A 17,340-nucleotide genomic window follows, 5' to 3' on the forward strand; every position below is an offset into this window, starting at 1 on the left:
GGACGGGAGTCGGGAAAACACGCCAGGCAAGGTGAGAACACCGCAAAGTAAGACGAAAACACCGTCAAGTCGGGGGGAAACACCGCCAAACTACCCCGAAATCCGGCCTGCCACCGGGCGGACAGGGCCATCCGGCCGATGGCACTACGCGCTGTAAGGTTGGGCCATGGCTGGCACAGGGGCCCGCGGCAGGGCGGAGCGGCGCAGCGCCGGTGCGCTGGAGAGCGAGGTGCTGGCCACGCTGTGGGCCACGGACCGGCCGCTGACGCCGGCCGAGATCCAGGCCGAGGTCGACGGGGCGCTCGCCTACAACACGGTGCACACCATCCTCAAACGCCTGTACGACAAGGGGCTGGTGCTGCGGGACGCCGACGGCCGGCGCGGCGCGTACCGGCCCGCGAAGAACGCGGCCGAGCTGACGGCCGAGGCGATGCACGAGGCCCTGGACCGCGGGCCCGACCCGATCGCCGCGCTCCAGCAGTTCGTGACCGGGCTGAGCCCGGAGGAGGAGCGTGCGCTGCGCGACCTGCTCGCGGGGGACGGCGCATGACGTACGACGTCTACACCCCGCTGGTGCTGTCGCTGCTGCTGTCCGCGGCGGGGCCGCTGATCGCCCGGCGGGCCGCACCGGCCCTCGCCGCGCGTGTGCTCACCTCGGCGGCGGTGCTGACCGCAGGCGCCACCACCTGGTCGCTGGTCCTGCTGGCCGCGACGCTGCTCGGCGCGGCGCCGCCGGTGATCCGCGAGGCCCGGGAGGACGGGCACCCGGTGACGGACCCCGTGCCCGGGGCGATCGGTGCGGCCGCCTGTCTGGCTCTGCTGGCGGTCGGCGTGCGGGTGTACCGGGCCGTGCGCGCCGAGCGGCGCACCCGGCGGGTTCTGCGCCGGCTGTGCGCGGGGCATCCGGCGGACACCGAGCTGATCGTCGCCGCCTCCGAGGTGCCGCAGGCCTTCGCGATCCCGGGCAGGCCGGGACGCATCCTGGTCACCTCGGCGATGCTGAGCGCCCTCGGGCCCGCCGAACGCCGGGTGCTGCTCGCCCACGAGCGGGCCCATCTCAGCCACCGGCACGGGTCGCTGGTCACGGCGGCGACGCTCGCCGTCGCCGCCGACCCGCTGCTGCGTCCGGTGCGTTCCGCCATCGCGTTCCTGGTGGAGCGGTGGGCGGACGAGCAGGCGGCGTCGACGGTCAGGGACCGACGTACGGCCGCCCGGGCCCTGGCCCGGGCCGCCCTCACCGCCGGCCGGGCCCGGGCGTGCGCCCTCGGCTTCGCCGACCGCTCGGTCACCCGCCGGATCGCGGCCCTGCAGACGAGCCCGCCGCCGCGGTTGTGGCCGGCCGCGGCAGGCGTCCTCCTCCTTGGCGCCCTGGCCACCCTCCTCGCCGCCGACGCGACGGGCGACCTTCTCCGGCAGTTGTCCGGCGCGCTGAGCTGAAGGCCCCCGGAAGGGGCGCCCGGCTCACCCGGCGAGCCGCACCGCCGTGCAACGCCGACCACCCACTCCGGCACCACGGACACCGACGCGCCTTCCGGCCGCGCCAACGCCGACATGGCTCCGCACCGCGCGGACGGCCGACACGCCTCCCGGCCGAGCCGACACCCGACGGCACCTCCGGCCCCGGACTCCCGACGGCACCTCCGACCGCGGACGCAGACGGGCGCTTCCCGGCCCGAGGACACCCGACATGACTCCCCATCCCGCAGATGCCCGAAGACACCTCCCGCCCCCCGGGACACCCGGCGGCACCGCCCGGCTGTCGCAGCCGGGGGGCGTGTCAGCCCCCGTTCGGCGTGCGGTGTGGTGGCTGGTCCGGTGCCGGGCGGCGTACCGCCGGTGGCATCGCTCGTACGGCGGGTCCGTCGGTGCTCACGGTGAGCGGCTCGCCGTGGTGCCGGAGGGTCAGCGGCGGCCCGTCCAGCAGGGCGTACGTCGCCTTGTCGGCGCCGATCTCCACGCGCAGCCGCCGGCCCCGGAACTCGACGTTGAAGGCGAGCCGGCTCAGGCGCTCGGGCAGGCGCGGCGCGAACCGCAGGCGCTCGCCGTCGCGGCGCATCCCGCCGAAGCCCGCCACCAGCGCCATCCAGCTGCCGGCCAGCGAGGCGATGTGCAGCCCGTCGCGGGTGTTGTGCTCCAGGTCCCGCAGGTCCATCAGGGCGGCCTCGGTGGTGTAGTCCCAGGCGAGGTCGAGATGGCCGGTCTCGGCGGCGATGACGGCCTGGCAGCACGCCGACAGGGAGGAGTCCCGGACGGTCAGCGGCTCGTAGTAGGCGAAGTTCCGGGCGACCTGCTCCTCGTCGTACCGGTCGGCGAAGAAGTCGCCGCAGGTGTACATGGCCAGCACCAGGTCGGCCTGCTTGACGACCTGCTTGCGGTACAGGTCGAAGTAGGGGAAGTGCAGCAGCAGCGGGTACTGGTCGGGGCGGGTGCCGGCGAAGTCCCAGCGCTGGTAGCGGGTGAACCCGGCGTGCTGCTCGTGCACGCGCAGCTCGTGGTTGTAGGGGACGTGCATCGCGTCGGCGGCGTCCCGCCAGGAGGCGGTCTCCTCCTCGTCCACGCCCAGCCGGGCCGCCTCGCGCGGGTGGCGTTCGGCGGCGTCGGCGGCGGCGAGCAGGTTCTGCCGGGCCATGAGGTTGGTGTACGTGTTGTCGTCGGCGATCGCGCTGTACTCGTCGGGGCCGGTGACCCCGTCGATGTGGAAGACGCCGTGGGCGTCGTGGTGGCCCAGGGAGCGCCACAGCCGCGCGGTCTCCACCAGCAGTTCCACGCCGGTCTCGCGCTCGAACACGGTGTCGCCGGTGGCCTCGACGTACCGGACGACCGCGTCGGCTATGCCGGCGTTCACATGGAAGGCGGCGGTGCCGGCCGGCCAGTACGCCGAGCCCTCCGGCCCGGCGATGGTCCGCCACGGGAACGCGGCGCCCGCGAGCCCGAGCTGCGCCGCGCGCTCCCGGGCCTCGTCCAGGGTGTTGTACCGCCAGCGCAGGGCCTCGGCGACGGCGGCGGGGGCGGTGTGGACGAGCACCGGCAGCACGAACATCTCGGTGTCCCAGAAGGCGTGCCCGTCGTAGCCGGAGCCGGTCAGGCCCTTGGCCGGGATGGCCCGCTGCTCGGCGCGGGCGCCGGCCTGCAGGACGTGGAACAGGGCGAAGCGGACCGCCTGCTGGATCTGCTCGTCGCCCTCCACCTCGACGTCGGCGCGGGCCCAGAAGTCGTCCAGGCAGGCCCGCTGGTCGGCGAGCAGGCCCTGCCAGCCGTCGTGCGCGGCGGCGGCGAGCGCGGCGTCGACCTGGTCGGCCATCGCGGGCAGCGAGCGGGCGCCGGACCAGCCGTGGGCGACCAGCTTCTCCACCCGCAGCGTCTGCCCGGGCTCGAGCACGGAGGTGACCGTCAGGCGGGCCACGTCGGTGCCGCTCTCGCTGCGGGTGGTGGTGCGCTCCGGGCCGCTGACGACGTGATCGGCGGCCACGGCCACCCTCAGGCCGCTGCGCCGGGTGCGGTGCACCAGCCGCAGCCGGCTGCCGGAGGCGAAGTGGTCCTCCTGCTCCAGCGGCGACTGCAGCGCGATGGCCGCGCGCGGGTCGCCGTCGGACTCGGGCAGGGTCTCGTTGGCGACCAGCTCGGACTGGATCACCACCCGGCTGCGGTCGCCGACGGCCTCCACCTCGTACGCGATGGCGGCCACCGCGCGCTGGGTCAGCGACACCAGCCGGGTCGAGCGCACCCGGACCGTGGACCCGGCCGGCGAGGTCCACTCGCAGGTCCGCTCCAGCACCCCGCGGCGCAGGTCGAGGACCCGTTCGTGGCTGACGAGCCGGCCGTAGCGCAGGTCGAAGGGCTCGTCGTCGACGAGCAGCCTGATGATCTTGCCGTTGGTGACGTTGATGACCGTCTGGCCGGACTCGGGGTAGCCGTAGCCGGCTTCGGCGTACGGCAGCGGGTGCACCTCGTGCACGCCGTTGAGGTAGCTGCCGGGCAGGCCGTGCGGTTCGCCCTCGTCGAGGTTGCCGCGCCAGCCGACGTGCCCGTTGGACAGCGCGAACACCGACTCGCTCTGGGCGAGGACGCCGAGGTCGAGGGCGGTCTCCCGGACCGCCCACGGCTCGACGGTGTACGACCGGTCGGTGATCACTGCTTGCCTCCCAGCTCGGCGAGGTCCTTCACCACGATGCTCGCGCCGTGCGCGTACAGCGCGTCGGTCTGGCCCACGCGGTCCACGCCGACGACGTAGCCGAAGCCGCCCGAGCGGCCCGCGTCCATGCCGGCCAGCGCGTCCTCGAAGACGGCCGCCCGGGACGGCTCGACCCCCAGGTCGTGGGCGGCGGCGAGGAACGTGTCGGGGTGCGGCTTGCCCGGCAGGTGCCGCGCCGCGGCGACCACGCCGTCGACGCGCACGTCGAAGAGGTGCTCGGCCCCCACGGCGCGCAGCACGTCCCGGCAGTTGGCGCTGGAGGAGACGATCGCCGTGCGCAGGCCCGCTGCGCGGACCGCCTCCAGATACCGCAGGGTGCCCTCGTAGGCCTCCACCCCGCCGGTGCGGATCTTCTCCAGCAGCAGGACGTTCTTGCGGTTGCCGAGGCCGTGCACCGTACGGGCGTCCGGCGGGTCGTCGGGGGTGCCCTCGGGCAGGTGGATGCCGCGCGAGTCGAGGAAGGCGCGGACGCCGTCGGCGCGTGGGCGGCCGTCGACGTACTCGTCGTAGTCGGCGACCGCGTCGAACGGCCGGCCCTGCTCCCCCGCGTAGCCCCGCAGGAACGCGTCGAACGTCTCCTTCCAGGCCGCCGCGTGCACGACGGCCGTCTTGGTGACGACCCCGTCGAGGTCGAACAGACAGGCCTGGATTTCGTCGGGCAGACCGAGCTGAGTCATACCGGCACTGTTCCCCATGAGCCGCCTTCCAGTGAGTGGTACACGCCACAGGTTTCCGCAAACTCCTGGTGACACACTCTGCTGTGTGCCGCTGACCTTCGACGACCTCCTCGACCGTGCCCGCGGCCTGGTCCGGGGCGGCCGGCGTGCCCTGCTGGGCATCGCGGGCAGCCCGGGGGCGGGCAAGACGACGCTCGCCGAGCATCTGGTGCGCGCCCTGAACGCCGACGGCCCGCCCTGGGCGGCGCACGTCCCCATGGACGGCTTCCACCTGGCCGACGCCGAGCTGGACCGGCTCGGCCGCCGGGACCGCAAGGGCGCCCCGGACACCTTCGACGCGGCCGGGTACGCGGCGCTGCTGCGGCGGCTGCGCGAGGACACCGACGAGGTGGTGTACGCGCCCGGCTTCGAGCGGGTGCTGGAGCAGCCGCTCGCGGGCGCGATACCGGTGCCGCCGGCCGCCCGGCTGGTGGTCACCGAGGGCAACTACCTGCTGCTGGCGGAGGGTTCCTGGGCTCGGGTACGGCCGTGCCTGGACGAGGTGTGGTACTGCGAGGCGGACGAGCCCGAGCGGATCCGCCGGCTGATCGCCCGGCACGAGGAGTTCGGCAAGGACCACGAGACGGCCGTGGCCTGGGTCCTCGGCACGGACCAGCGCAACGCCGCCCTGGTGGCGGCGACCCGCGGGCAGGCGGACCTGGTGGTGCCGGCCACCGCGCTGCGGCCGCCGTCCCGTGCGACGGAGTGCCGGCCGGCCGGTTCGTCCGGGCCGGGGTGAACTCCGGCCGGCTGCGGGCCGTATCCGTGGACACGGCAGAAGGTCTGCCGGTACGACTCGTGCAGCGGTGACGCCCGCGGCGGCGGGTGCGGTGCGACAGTAGGGCCATGTCCGGGCCCACCACCGTTCCCGCCGCCCCCAGGCCGGTGCCACCGCGGGGCGGATGATGGCGCGCGAACAGCACCTGGTCCTCACCCGTGAGCCCTCCGCCGCGGAGCCACGGCCGGCTCCCGGCCGCCGTGTGTACGCCTGGCTGCGCCGCCGCCGTCGGTGGCTGGTGCCGCTGCTGGCGGCGCTGCTGCTCGCCCAGATGGCCGCGGTGATGGTGACGACGGCCGTGCAGCAGACCCCGACCATCGACGAGCCGGTGTACGTGGCGACGGCGGCCGACTATCTGCACGAGCACCGGATCCGCTACAACCCGGAGCATCCGCCGCTCGGCAAGCTGCTGATCGCGGCCGGGGTGGCGGTGGCCGGACCGCACTACGACCCGTCGTACACCGGTACCCAGGGGGACGTGGGCCGGCATCTGCTGTACGAGTCGGGCAACGATCCCTGGCGGGTGATGCTGTGGGCGCGGCTGCCGGTGATCGTGCTGACGCTGCTGTCCGGGCTGGTCGCGTTCGCGTTCGCCAGGGAACTGACCGGCGTGGCGGGCGGTCTGGTGGCGCTCGCGCTGTACGCCTTCTCCCCCGACCTGATCGCCCACGGCTCGCTCGCCACGCTGGACGTGCCGATGGCCGGGTTCGTGCTGACGTCGGCCTGGCTGGTGTGGCGTGCCCGTCGTAGGCCCGCCCTGTACCTGCCGCTCGCCGGTGCGGCCCTGGGTGCGGCCCTGGCGACGAAGATGAGCGCCCTGCCGGCGGTTCCGGTGCTGATGGCGCTGGCAGCGGTGTCCGTCCTGGCGTCCAAGCCCCCGTCCCCGCACCCCGCCCCGCACAAGGCCCTGTCCCCGCACCCCGCCCCGCGCGCGGCCCTTTCCGCGTATGCCGCGCTGCGCGCCGCCCTGTCCGCACTCGCGGGGCCTCGGGAGGCCCGCCGCCGGACGGCGCTGCGGGCACTCGCCGGCGCAGTGGTGGTGGCGGTGGTGGCCGTCGCCGTCGTCTGGGCCGCGTATCTCGCCGTCGATCCCCTCCTGCGGTTCTCCCCCGCCGAGCCGGTCCCGGCGCTGCACGGGCTGCGCGGGCGGCTGGTGGGCCTGCTGCCGCTGCCGGGGGCGTACCGGGCGGGGATGCGGGTGCAGTTCGCGCTGGAGGCGTACCCGTGGCAGGGGTATCTGTTCGGGCGTCTGTACACCGGCTCGCTCTGGTACTACCTGCCGGCCGCGCTGCTGGTGAAGACGCCGCTCGGGCTGCTGGTGCCGGGCGCGGCCGGTGCCGTGGCGGTCGTGGCGGCCCGCCGGCTGCGGCCCGCGGCGCCGTATCTGCTGCTGCCGCCCGGGGTGCTGCTGGCGGCGGCGATGACCGGGTCGCGGGACTTCGGGACGAGGTACGCGCTGTTCGTGCCGATGTTCCTGGCGGTGGCGGCCGCCTGTGCGCCGCGGCCCGGCCGGCGGTGGACGGCCGTGGCGACGGCGGCGCTGGTGCTGTTCGCCGCCGTGAGTTCGCTGCGGACGTTCCCGTACTACCTGCCGTACTCCAACGAGGCCTTCGGCGGCCCCGCCCGCACCCACCGGCTGCTGCACGACTCCAACGTGGACTGGGGGCAGGACCTGGGCCGGCTCGCCGACCGGCTCCGGCAGCGGTATCCGGGCGAACGGGTGTGGCTGGTGTACAAGGGCAGCGGTGTTCCGTCGTACTACGGCATCCGCGCGGCCGATCCGCGCGGGGTGCCGCCGGAGCGGGTGCACGGGCTGCTGGTGGTGTCCGACTCGGCGCTCGCCAAGGCGCGCGGGCGGCTCGCGGAGCTGGTCGCCGGCAGCCGTCCGGCCGGTGACGTGGGGCATTCGATCAGCCTCTTCCGCCGCTGATCCCGCCTGCTCACACCCCGGTTCCTGACGGTGGGTGAGCTATGTTGAGTGCTTGTGGCAGACAAAGGAGGCGGACCGGTGCCCTCGCCGCAGCAGGCTCGCGCACAGGCATCTGCGATCACGTCCGGCAAGACCGCACCCGAGGCGGAAGCGTCGCCGACCTCGCGGCTGAGGGAACTCTTCGACGGCCCCCGTCTGTCGCCGGGGCAGCGGCGCATCGCCCAGTATCTGATCGAGCACATCACCGAGGCCGCGTTCCTGTCCATCACCGAGCTGGCCGACCGGGTCGGGGTCAGCCAGCCGTCCGTCACCCGCTTCGCCGGCGCCGTCGGCTTCAGCGGCTATCCGGCGCTGCGCGAGAAGCTCCAGTCGATCGCGCTGAGCAGCCTGGCCGGCGGGCCGGGCGAGGAGGACCGGGCCAACGAGCTCCAGGCGGCCGTCGACGCCGAGATCGAGAACCTGGAGAACCTGCGGCGTGACTTCGCCGACCCGGAGAAGATCATCCAGGTCGGCCGCGAGCTGTCCCGTTCCACGCCGCTGACGGTGCTGGGGCTGCGGATCTCGGAGTCGCTGGCCGAGTACTTCGGCTACGCCGCCCGCCGGATCCACCCCGACGTACGGCTGGTCACCCGGGGCGGCAGCGTGGCCTACGACGCGCTGCTGCAGTGCCGTGAGGCCGGCGGCACCTGGGTGCTGGCCTTCGCCATGCCCCGGCACTCCCAGGAGACCCTGCAGGCGGTCCGGGTCGCGCGCGGTGCCGGCCTGAAGGTCGCCCTGGTGACCGACCTGGCGCTCGGCCCGGTGGCCGACGAGGCCGACGTCACCTTCGCCACCGGCACCGGCTCCCGGCTGGTGTTCGACTCCTATGCCGCGCCGGGCGTGCTGGCCGCCGCGCTGCTGCAGGCCATGACGGACGCCGACCCGGAGCGCACCCAGGCCCGCCTGGAGAAGTACGAGCAGCTCTCCGACCAGCACCAGTTCTTCCTGAAGGACTGAAGCACACGGGTTTGCGCACCCGTGCGCCGGGCGCGGTGAAGATCCTGCGGTCACCTCTGCCACGGACGGGGATCATCCACGACAAATCACGCATGAATGTTTTCATACGTCTTGCAAAGCAGACGGCATATATAAATACTGCTCACGGACCGCGCCCGGATCACCACTCGGGCACGTTCCGCACCTGCGGACTCACCGCCAGCACCACCGCCCCGAGAAAGCCGACGGACCGCCCATGCGCCAGCACCTCCCGCGCCGCGCGGTCCCCAGGCGCCCGGGGGCCCCGCACGGACACCCCCAGCCGCCGTCCCCTACCCACGTCGGCGCCGGGGTGTACCGGGGCGCGCCGTCTGCGCGACGCGCCCGTGGCGGCTCCGGCCATCCCCTAGGCCGGGGCCGCCCCGCACCCGTCGACCACCCTCACGACGCCGCACACCGGAAGCGATCACCATGCCTCTGACCAGCACCCGTATCAGCCCCGACTGGCCCTGCCAGGTCAAGGAGCCGGGCTCGTACGACTGGGAGCGCTCGGCCGCCAAGTGGCTGCGCGACCTGATCCCCGCACGCTACGCCAGCTACCCGGCCCTCATCCGGCACCCCGTGCTGCTCGCCCGGCACGCCCAGCTGCAGGTCCAGCAGGAGATCCGGGTGGCGCGGACCGCGCTGCAGACCGCCCGGGCCGAGCTGCCGATGCTCGGGCTGCCCGAGTCGGTCATCGAGCACACGATCAAGCTGTACGCCGCCGAGGTCCTGCAGCTGCAGCACATCGCCCGCAGCGTCCGCGCGGTCAGCGAGGCCCTGGCCGCCCGCGGCACGGGCCGCTGACCCGGCCGGCCCCCGGCTCCGCCGGCCGGCGCGTGCCCCGGTCCGCCCCGTGTCGCGGGCGATCCGCGCCCCTTGCTCGCGGATTCCCTGCGGAGGACCCACGGAGGTCTGCGGGCGGTCGTACGAAGTATGTGTGCAGCTCATATGAATCCGGGTCCCGCAGACAGGTGATCAATGGGCCCCTGATGTGCCATGCTCATCGCGTGACGAGCGAGCCCGTGCACCCGGTGGATCCCACCGGCGCCGATCTGGCGGCTCTGGCGCGAGTCGTGGCCCGACAGCGCGCGGAGCTGGAACGGCTTCGGGACCTGTCCGCGACCTCGGCGGTCGTGGAGCGGGCCAAGGGCGTGCTCATGGCCGTCACCGGCTGCACCCCCGAAGCGGCCCACGAGGAGCTGGCGCAGTGCGCCCGGGACGGCAACCGCACCCTCCTCGAGCAGTGCTGGCTCACCCTCGGCGCCCTGCTGCCGCCGAAGGAGCGGCCGTCCGCCGCACCGACTCCCGCCGAAGCACCGGCCACCGGCCCGCGCCGGGCCGCGCCCACCGGCACCGCCGACCTCGCGCAGACACTGGGCTCCATAGGCCGCGACCTGGTCCGCGTCGGCACGCCGCAGGAGCTGGCCCAGTGCCTGCTGGACCGCCTCGCGCCCGAGACGGACGCGGACGCCGTACTGCTGTACGAGCGGCTGCCCGAGGGCGGACTCGAACTGACCGGGCACGCCGGCATCGACCGGACCCTCGCCGCCCAGTGGCGGTACGTGCCCCCCGTGACCGGGGTGGCCGCGCTCGACGCCCTGCGGTCCGGCCGGCCGCAGTGGCTCGAGGACATCCCCGTGCACACCGACCGGTTCCTGCTGCTCGGGGAGTCGCCGGGGCGCTGGACCAGCAGGGCCTGGCTGCCCCTGCCCGACGGGGGCGGCGCGGGTGCGGCCCTCGGCGTGCTGCGCCGGGGCGGGGTGTTCGCGCCGCGCGAGCGGGAGCTCCTGGTGGCCGTGGCCCGGCTGGCCGCGGGCCGGCTGCGCGCCTTCGACACCGACCGGGAACCCGCCGATGAGGGCGTCGCCCAGGCCGCGCAGGCGGTGCTCGACGCGCTGCCGGGCGCCGCGCTCGTGCTGACTCCCCTGCGCACCGCCTCGGGCGAGGTGGAGGACTACCGCATCGACGCCGTCGCACCGGAGGCGGTCGACGGCTTCGGGCGCAAGGGCCGGGAGCTGGTCGGCAAGCGGCTCCTGGAGAGCTATCCGTTCATCGCGGGCGAGCCGCTGTGGCACGGCTGTCTGGAGGCCCTGGAGACGGGGGTGCCGTTCGAGAGCGCGCCGTTCGTCCACCAGGACCCGGTCGGCGAGTCGCTCGTGACCGGCACCTACTCGGTGCGGGCCGCCCCGCTGGGCGAGGGCCTGCTGGTCACGTGGGTGCGGCACGACCACGTGGAGCGGCAGGAGCAGCGCCTGGCCGACGTGCAGCGGCTCGGCAAGCTCGGCTGGGCCACCTGGAACCTGGTCACCGGCGAGATCTCCTGGTCCGAGCAGACGTACGCCGTGCTCGGCCGGGGGTCCGCGCAGCCGCCGCTCGGTCTGCTGCGGCTGCCGGACCTGGCCCTGCCGGAGGACACCGGCCCGCTCGCCCACGCCATCGCCGAACTGGTCCGCCACGCCCGGCCGTGCGACGTGCCGTTCCGCATCGAAACAGCCGAGGAGGTACGGCACCTGCGGCTGGTGGCGGAGGCCTCGACGGCGCCCGACGGCACTCCCGTCGAGGTGCACGGCTTCGTCCAGGACCTCACCCGGCAGCGCAGCGCGGAGCTGGCGCTGGTGGAGAGCGAGCGCACGATGCTGTTGCAGCGCGGAATCCTGCAGGCCGAGCGTGCCCTCGCCGCCCGGCTGCAGCATGCGCTGCTGCCGCTGCCGAGCAAGCCGGTGCGGCGGGCGGGGCTGCGGGTCGAGGTCGCGTATCTGCCCTCGCAGTCCGGCATCCACGTGGGCGGCGACTGGTTCAGCGCCATCGAACTGCCGGACGACGACGCGCTGTTCGTGGTCGGCGACGTGGCGGGCCACGGCGTCGACGCCGTGGCCACGATGGCCCAGCTCAGGTTCACCGCGAAGGGCATGGTCAGCACCGGCTCGTCGCTGACGGGGGCGCTGGAACGGCTCAACTACCTGCTGCTGCACTCCCGCGACGGCCAGATCACCGCGACCATGGTGCTCGCCCGCTACGACCCGGACCGGCACGTCCTCGCCTGGGCGCAGGCCGGGCATCTGCCGCCGCTGCTCGTGCGCGACGGCGAGGCGCGCTACCTCGACCGGCCCGGCGGCATCCTGCTCGGCGCGAGCGCGACCCCGGTCTACGAGTCGGCGGAACTCCGCCTGGAGCCCGGCGACCGGCTGTTGCTGTACACCGACGGCCTCGTCGAACGCCCCGGCGAGAGCCTGGAAGCGGGCCTGAACCGGCTGACCGAGGCGGTGCGCGCCCAGAGCCCGGCCGAGTCCGGCTCCCTGGACGCGCTGCTCACCACGATGATCGCGGACGAGCGGCGCGACGACGTGTGCGTGCTGGACATCCGGATGCCCGTGGACGACGTGGCGGACGCGGACATGTGAGAGCGGGCCGCCGGTGGCGGTGCATCGGCGGGGCAAGAAGGCGGGGGCGGGGACGGCGGCGCCGGGTCAGTCGTCGTCGCGGTGCCGCCAGTACCAGTACAGACCGGCGACGAGTGCCAGCAGGAAGACGGCGGGCAGGAGCAGGCCCGGGATACGGGAGCCGGTCATCGGGGCTGGCTTTCGGTCGTCGTACGGTGGCGGCGCGGAGCCGCGCAGCGGGTGTGGGCGCGGGGCGCGAGCTGCCCATGATGGGGCCTGGGCACTGCCCCGGCAAGGGCTTTCGCAGGTGTCGCCCGCTGTTCGAATCCCTCACTCGACGGGGTGGCCGGCCTCGATGCCGATCGCGTCGGACAGCCGCAGCAGCGGCCCGGCGGCGCGCCCCTCGCCCCACTGCACCGGTTCCAGGACGAAGCCGACGTGGTCGCCGCCGTCGGTGCGGTGCAGGACGGCGCCGACGAACCAGGCCGCCGCGTCCCGCACGATCACCGCGCCGCCGTGGCCCTCCGCGCAGTCCAGGCCGGCGAACTTGTCGACCTCGTCGCCGGTCCGGCCGCCGAAGAGCTCCGCGAGGTCCGTTTGGTCGCGGGTGATCAGGTGGACGGCGAGATGCTGGGCGGCCCGGGCGACGCGGTAGGTGTGGTTGGCCTTGGACAGCCAGACGGCGAACCGGGGCGGCCGGATGGAGCACTGCGAGGCGAACCCCACCAGACACCCGCCCCGCTCACCACCGGCCACGGCCGTGACCACGCACATGTCCGGGTCGAGCCGCTGGAAGAACCGCTCCATACCGCGCTCCGCCCCGCTCACCCCGCGATCCCGTGCCACGGAACCCACCGCGCCGGCCCCGCCCTCCGAGTCCGCCGAACGACCGGCGTCCACCGGCCCCGCCCCGCCTGCCGGCTCCGCCGTACCGCCCGGGTCCCTCATCTCTGCCCTGTCCGTCCTGCCGTCCACGCCCGTCATGGCACCGTGCTCCCGTCCGCCGCCGGCCGGGTCTCCGGTCCGGCCCGAGCCCGCGGTGGGGCCCGCGCCGCCCTCCAGGGGTTCCCCGCGCGCCTGTCATGAATCGTCGGGCAGGACGGTGCGGGACTCCAGCGCGCGGCGCGTGTCGTCGCCGTAGACGCCGGTCTCGTCACCCGTGATGCCGTACCAGAGCTGGAATCTGGCCACGGCCGCGGTGAGACCGGCGTCGTAGGTGCCGCTGGTGGAGCCGTCGCGGTAGACGTCCGGGATGCGCAGCAGGCGTTCCTGCAGTTCGGTGACCTCGGGGCCGGTGTCGCCCTGGCGGAGGGTGCCGGGGCCGTCGGGGTCGGCGGCGGTGGGCGCAAGGGAGGGCGTGGGCGCCGGTGCGGCGGCGGGCGGGGCGGTCGTCGCCGCGCTCGGCGGGGGCGAGGCCGCGGCGGAGTCCTGGCGGCCGGGAAGGAGCAGGGCGCCTGCGAAGCCGAGGAGCGCGGCGGCGGCCACGGCGACGGCGACGGCCGCACGGCGTAGGCCGGGAGCGCTGCGGGGCGGCCGTACGGGCGGCAGTTCCCGGGTCTCCGCCTCGTCGGCGGGCGCCGGCCGCACCGGGGCGCTCTCCATCTCGCGCATCAGCTCGGCGAGCCCGTCGAGACGGCGGGGCCGCAGCACCCGGACGGGCTCCAGGACCGGGCCGCCGTGCGGCCGTTCGGGATCGGGCGGTGTCGGCACCGGGTTCTCCTTCCGTCGTCCCCGTCGTGGCCGTCGTCCCCGCCGTCAGATACGACGCCGGACGTGCCACCGTTCAGCGCAGCAACCTCCCTTCGAACGACCGAAACGCTCAACTCCGCACAAACCGTTGAGGGTTTGAGAAAGCGGATGCTAGAAAGCGCCTTCATGACGACTCCTTGGTCACGCCGTGGCTTTATGACCGCCTGTTCGGGATCCGCTGCCGCCCTCGGTCTCGGCGCCCGGGCGTTCGCGGCGCCGGACGAGTTCGCGACGCTCCGGGCGAGGTGGCGGACCCTGATCCTCGGCGAGGGATTCGATCCCGCCGCCGAGCCGTTCAGGAGCAGGCTGGCCGACCTGGGCGCGACGGCGAGCCGGTACCGGACGACGATGACCCCCGCCGCCGGCTCCCTGTGGCCCGACCTCGTCTACGCCGGCCCGGATCCGGACACCGACCAGGAGTCGTACGGCTACTCGGGCAACATGAACACCAGTTACACCCGGCTGAGCACGATGGCGCAGGCCTGCTGCCGGCCCGGCACCGGCCTGACCGGCGACCCGGCTCTGCGGGACGCCATCGTCACGGGCCTGGACCACCTGCACGACGACGTCTACAACGCGGGCCGGGTCCGCTACGGCAACTGGTACAGCTGGCAGATCGGCGCGCCGCAGGCGCTGCTGGACGCGTGCGTGCTGATGTACGACGCCCTCTCGGCCCCGCAGATCGCCGACTACCTCGCCGCCGTGGACCACTTCGTGCCGGACTCGGCGGTGGCGGACTACAGCGGGACCAGTACGGGCGCCAACCGGGTGGACCTGTGCCGGGTGCTGGCGGTGCGCGGGATCGTCGGGGCGGACGCGGCCAAGGTGGCGCTGGCCCGCGACGCCCTCTCCCCCGTGTTCCCGTACGTCACCTCCGGCGACGGCCTGTACGCCGACGGTTCGTTCATCCAGCACACCGCGGTGCCGTACACCGGCTCCTACGGCGCGGTCCTGCTCGGCGGGCTGGGCCTGCTGTTCGCGCTGCTGGCGGGGTCCGCCTGGGAGGTGACGGACCCGGGCCGGCAGACCGTGTTCGACGCGGTGGAGCACGCCTGGGCGCCGTTCCTCCACAACGGCCTGGTGATGGACTGCGTCGCGGGCCGGGCGATCAGCCGCGGGGTCGCGGCGGCGGACCCGCAGCGGGTCCAGCAGGACGACCATCTGCGCGGCCATCCGCTCCTGGCGTCGATCGTGCTGCTCGGCCAGGGCGCGAGCGCGGCCGAGAACGCCCGCTGGCGTGCCCTGGTGAAGGGCTGGATGGAGCGCGACGGCTACAGCCCGCCGCTCGCCGATCCGGTGCTGAGCCTGCCGCACCTGGCCCGGCTGAAGCAGGTCGCCGACGACGCGTCGGTGACGCCGGTCCCCGAGCCGGCCGGGCACCGGATGTTCCCCTCCATGGCACGGGCCGTCCACCGCGGACGTGGCTGGGCGGCCGCTCTGAGCATGGCGGACAAGCGGATCACGTACTACGAGACGGGCAACGGCGAGAACCTGCGCGGCTGGCACACCGGCGCCGGGATGCTCTGCTGGTGGGGCGGCGCCTCCACGGACGGCCAGTACAGCGACGCCTTCTGGCCCACCGTCGACCCCTGCCGGCTGCCCGGCACGACCGTCTCGCGCAAGGTGCTGCCGGACGGGGCCGGCGGCGACTGGGGCGCTGCGAAGCCGGACGTGGACTGGGTGGGCGGCGCGACGGACGGCCGGCGCGCGGCCGTGGGGCAGCATCTGAAGGGCCTGCAGTCGACGCTGGTGGCGAAGAAGTCGTGGTTCTTCCTGGACGACACCGTGGTCTGTCTCGGCGCGGGCATCACCTGCGGCGACGGTACGGCGGTGGAGACGACCGTGGACAACCGCAACCTCGGCCCCACCGGAGGTGCTTCCTTCACCGTCGACGGCACGGTGCAGCCCGCCACGCACCCCTGGTCGGCGACGCTCACCGGGGCGCGGTGGGCGCACATCGGCGGGCACGGCGGCTATGTGTTCCCGGGCGGGGCGACGGTGCGGGCGCTGCGCGACGCGCGCGACGGCAGCTGGAGCACGATCAACAAGGGCGGCTCGACCGCCGTACTGAACCGCACGTACCTGACGCTGTACGTCGATCACGGCACCGACCCGGTGAACGCGTCGTACGCCTACCAGCTGCTGCCCGGCGCCACCGCCGCCCGTACGCGGGCGCGGGCGGCGGACCCGGACTGGCTCACCGTGCCGGCCAACACCGCCGGCGCGCAGGGCGTGTCGGTGCGCTCACTCGGCTTCACCGGGGTGAACTTCTGGTCCGGCGGAACGGTCGGCACGCTCACCGCGAGCGATCCGTGCTGCGTGATGATCAGTGAGAGCGAGGACGGCACCGCGGTGATCGCGGTGAGCGATCCGATGCGGATGCGCAGGCGTCTCACCCTGACCTGGCGGCGGGCGGTCGCCGCGGTGGCGTCCGCTCCCGCCACGCTCGCCTCGGCGGCCACCGGCTCCGCGCTCCGGCTCGGCTTCGGCGATCTCACGGGCACGGCCGGGGCCACCCAGCGGGTCACCGTCAGGCTGGGCTGAGCGTTCCCCGCGCTCCCTGCTCCCCCCACGCTCCCTCCGCTCCTCCCGGTCCCTGCACGAACCGGCTCAGGGACGCCGTGAACGCGGTCACGAAGGCGTCCCTGGCCTCTTCCGGCAGGGCATGGAGGGACAGGTAGGGGTTGAGGTCCTCCAGTTCGACCAGCAGCAGCCCGCCGTCGCGGGTGCGGCAGGCGTCGACGCGCTGGATGCCGTGGCCGAGGTCGTTCCAGTCGACGAAGCGCCGGGCGAACTCCAGGTCGGCGGCGGTGGCCGCGTACGGTCTCAGCTCCCAGCGGCGCTGCGGGTCGGGGGCGTACAGGGCGTACTGGAAGTCCTCGTCGACGAAGTAGAAGGACACCTCGTAGGCGAAGTCGACACGGGGCTGTATCAGGACGTCGCCGGTGGCGTGCGCGGCGACCTGGCCGGCGGGGACGATCCGCAGGCCGAGGGAGTCGGCGCCGAGCAGGGGCTTGACGACGTAGCGTCCGGCGGCGGGCAGCAGACCCAGGTCCTCGGCGCGGCCGACGGTCGGTATGACGGGGAAGCCGGCGGCGCTCAGGTCGAGCAGGTACTGCTTGCCCGCCATGTCCGCCTTGCCGGTGAGCGGGTTGTAGACACGGGCCCCGGTGGCGAGCGCCCGCGCGCGGAAGGCCTCGTAGGCGCGCTGGTAGCCGAGGACGGGTCCGCTGTTGCGGACGACGACGGCGTCGAAGCCGTCCATCAGCGCCTCGGCGTCGAGCGGGTGGCACAGCGCGAGGTCGAAGCGGGCGCGGAGCCGGGAGGTGAGGAAGATGTCCTCGTCGCAGTAGCGGCGGCGCCCGCGGGCCTCGTACGCCAGGTCGGTGACGTAGAGCAGGCGGGGGCGGGCGGCGGGCATACGGGATCTCCTGGAGGGGTGCGGCCGGGCTGCCGGCGCGGCGCCGGCAGTGGGTGCGGAAAGGCCGGCGCGGCGCGCCGACAACGGTGCGGAAAGGTTACGCCGGGGTCCTGGCCGTGCCGCCCTCGCCCCGGAGCACCGTCTCCGCGCCGCCTCG

General features: G+C 74.3%; 13 protein-coding genes. 8 read left to right on the forward strand and 5 right to left on the reverse strand.

The window, feature by feature from the left end; genetic code table 11:
* The first annotated feature begins 166 nt into the window (after nucleotides 1–166).
* Together OG956_RS02730 and OG956_RS02735 are read left to right on the forward strand one after the other, a co-directional pair.
* Nucleotides 167–550 carry a BlaI/MecI/CopY family transcriptional regulator gene (locus OG956_RS02730; RefSeq protein ID WP_330336303.1) on the forward strand — a complete coding sequence of 128 codons (384 nt, stop codon included), beginning with the start codon at nucleotides 167–169 and terminating at the stop codon, nucleotides 548–550.
* The gene (locus OG956_RS02735; protein WP_330336304.1) at nucleotides 547–1,437 is read left to right on the forward strand and encodes a M56 family metallopeptidase; all 891 of its coding nucleotides are present in this window, start codon (nucleotides 547–549) and stop codon (nucleotides 1,435–1,437) included. Before OG956_RS02730 ends, OG956_RS02735 begins: the two co-directional genes overlap by 4 nt.
* Nucleotides 1,438–1,777: 340 nt before the next feature.
* On the opposite strand, the gene OG956_RS02740 is transcribed toward OG956_RS02735, so the two are convergent.
* Together OG956_RS02740 and OG956_RS02745 are read right to left on the reverse strand one after the other, a co-directional pair.
* Nucleotides 1,778–4,132 (reverse strand): glycoside hydrolase family 65 protein, encoded by a 2,355-nt coding sequence (locus OG956_RS02740; protein ID WP_330336305.1) that lies wholly within the window; start codon nucleotides 4,130–4,132, stop codon nucleotides 1,778–1,780.
* Nucleotides 4,129–4,869 carry an HAD family hydrolase gene (locus OG956_RS02745; protein ID WP_330336306.1) on the reverse strand — a complete coding sequence of 247 codons (741 nt, stop codon included), beginning with the start codon at nucleotides 4,867–4,869 and terminating at the stop codon, nucleotides 4,129–4,131. The genes OG956_RS02740 and OG956_RS02745 overlap by 4 nt, the downstream gene beginning before the upstream one ends.
* An 85-nt stretch (nucleotides 4,870–4,954) precedes the next feature.
* Here OG956_RS02745 and OG956_RS02750 point away from each other — a divergent pair, with 85 nt between their 5' ends.
* The 5 genes from OG956_RS02750 (at nucleotide 4,955) to OG956_RS02770 (ending at nucleotide 12,034) form a co-directional block, all read left to right on the forward strand.
* The gene (locus OG956_RS02750; RefSeq protein ID WP_330336307.1) at nucleotides 4,955–5,647 is read left to right on the forward strand and encodes a nucleoside/nucleotide kinase family protein; all 693 of its coding nucleotides are present in this window, start codon (nucleotides 4,955–4,957) and stop codon (nucleotides 5,645–5,647) included.
* A gap of 163 nt (nucleotides 5,648–5,810) precedes the next feature.
* Nucleotides 5,811–7,616 carry a phospholipid carrier-dependent glycosyltransferase gene (locus OG956_RS02755; RefSeq protein ID WP_330336308.1) on the forward strand — a complete coding sequence of 602 codons (1,806 nt, stop codon included), beginning with the start codon at nucleotides 5,811–5,813 and terminating at the stop codon, nucleotides 7,614–7,616.
* Between the two features lie 78 nt (nucleotides 7,617–7,694).
* Complete coding sequence (locus OG956_RS02760; protein ID WP_330336309.1) at nucleotides 7,695–8,612, forward strand: MurR/RpiR family transcriptional regulator; 918 nt, start codon at nucleotides 7,695–7,697, stop codon at nucleotides 8,610–8,612.
* Between the two features lie 450 nt (nucleotides 8,613–9,062).
* On the forward strand, nucleotides 9,063–9,437 hold the full coding sequence (locus OG956_RS02765; protein ID WP_330336310.1) for a hypothetical protein: 375 nt from the start codon (nucleotides 9,063–9,065) through the stop codon (nucleotides 9,435–9,437).
* 185 nt (nucleotides 9,438–9,622) lie between these two features.
* Complete coding sequence (locus OG956_RS02770; RefSeq protein ID WP_330336311.1) at nucleotides 9,623–12,034, forward strand: SpoIIE family protein phosphatase; 2,412 nt, start codon at nucleotides 9,623–9,625, stop codon at nucleotides 12,032–12,034.
* A gap of 309 nt (nucleotides 12,035–12,343) precedes the next feature.
* Here OG956_RS02770 and OG956_RS02775 read toward each other — a convergent pair whose 3' ends face one another.
* Nucleotides 12,344–12,820: a flavin reductase family protein gene (locus OG956_RS02775; RefSeq protein WP_330342715.1), complete on the reverse strand. Its 477-nt coding sequence runs from the start codon at nucleotides 12,818–12,820 to the stop codon at nucleotides 12,344–12,346.
* A gap of 273 nt (nucleotides 12,821–13,093) precedes the next feature.
* Nucleotides 13,094–13,723 carry a peptidoglycan-binding domain-containing protein gene (locus OG956_RS02780; RefSeq protein WP_330336312.1) on the reverse strand — a complete coding sequence of 210 codons (630 nt, stop codon included), beginning with the start codon at nucleotides 13,721–13,723 and terminating at the stop codon, nucleotides 13,094–13,096.
* Nucleotides 13,724–13,888: 165 nt separating this feature from the next.
* Here OG956_RS02780 and OG956_RS02785 point away from each other — a divergent pair, with 165 nt between their 5' ends.
* On the forward strand, nucleotides 13,889–16,306 hold the full coding sequence (locus tag OG956_RS02785; RefSeq protein WP_330336313.1) for a polysaccharide lyase 8 family protein: 2,418 nt from the start codon (nucleotides 13,889–13,891) through the stop codon (nucleotides 16,304–16,306).
* Here OG956_RS02785 and OG956_RS02790 read toward each other — a convergent pair.
* Nucleotides 16,293–17,183 (reverse strand): hypothetical protein, encoded by an 891-nt coding sequence (locus OG956_RS02790; protein WP_330336314.1) that lies wholly within the window; start codon nucleotides 17,181–17,183, stop codon nucleotides 16,293–16,295. The two genes, OG956_RS02785 and OG956_RS02790, sit on opposite strands and share 14 nt — an antisense overlap.
* Nucleotides 17,184–17,340: the final 157 nt, after the last annotated feature.

It is taken from the genome of Streptomyces sp. NBC_00557 (assembly GCF_036345995.1).
In the GTDB taxonomy this organism is placed as follows: Bacteria; Actinomycetota; Actinomycetes; order Streptomycetales; family Streptomycetaceae; genus Streptomyces.

What these genes read in the sequence shown, in the direction of transcription:
- OG956_RS02730 (WP_330336303.1), top strand. Translation starts at nt 167, where the DNA reads ATGGCTGGCACAGGGGCCCGCGGCAGGGCGGAGCGGCGCAGCGCCGGT.
- OG956_RS02735 (WP_330336304.1), top strand. Translation starts at nt 547, where the DNA reads ATGACGTACGACGTCTACACCCCGCTGGTGCTGTCGCTGCTGCTGTCC.
- OG956_RS02745 (WP_330336306.1), bottom strand. Translation starts at nt 4,869, where the DNA reads ATGACTCAGCTCGGTCTGCCCGACGAAATCCAGGCCTGTCTGTTCGAC.
- OG956_RS02755 (WP_330336308.1), top strand. Translation starts at nt 5,811, where the DNA reads ATGATGGCGCGCGAACAGCACCTGGTCCTCACCCGTGAGCCCTCCGCC.
- OG956_RS02765 (WP_330336310.1), top strand. Translation starts at nt 9,063, where the DNA reads ATGCCTCTGACCAGCACCCGTATCAGCCCCGACTGGCCCTGCCAGGTC.
- OG956_RS02770 (WP_330336311.1), top strand. Translation starts at nt 9,623, where the DNA reads ATGTGCCATGCTCATCGCGTGACGAGCGAGCCCGTGCACCCGGTGGAT.
- OG956_RS02775 (WP_330342715.1), bottom strand. Translation starts at nt 12,820, where the DNA reads ATGGAGCGGTTCTTCCAGCGGCTCGACCCGGACATGTGCGTGGTCACG.
- OG956_RS02785 (WP_330336313.1), top strand. Translation starts at nt 13,889, where the DNA reads ATGACGACTCCTTGGTCACGCCGTGGCTTTATGACCGCCTGTTCGGGA.
- OG956_RS02790 (WP_330336314.1), bottom strand. Translation starts at nt 17,183, where the DNA reads ATGCCCGCCGCCCGCCCCCGCCTGCTCTACGTCACCGACCTGGCGTAC.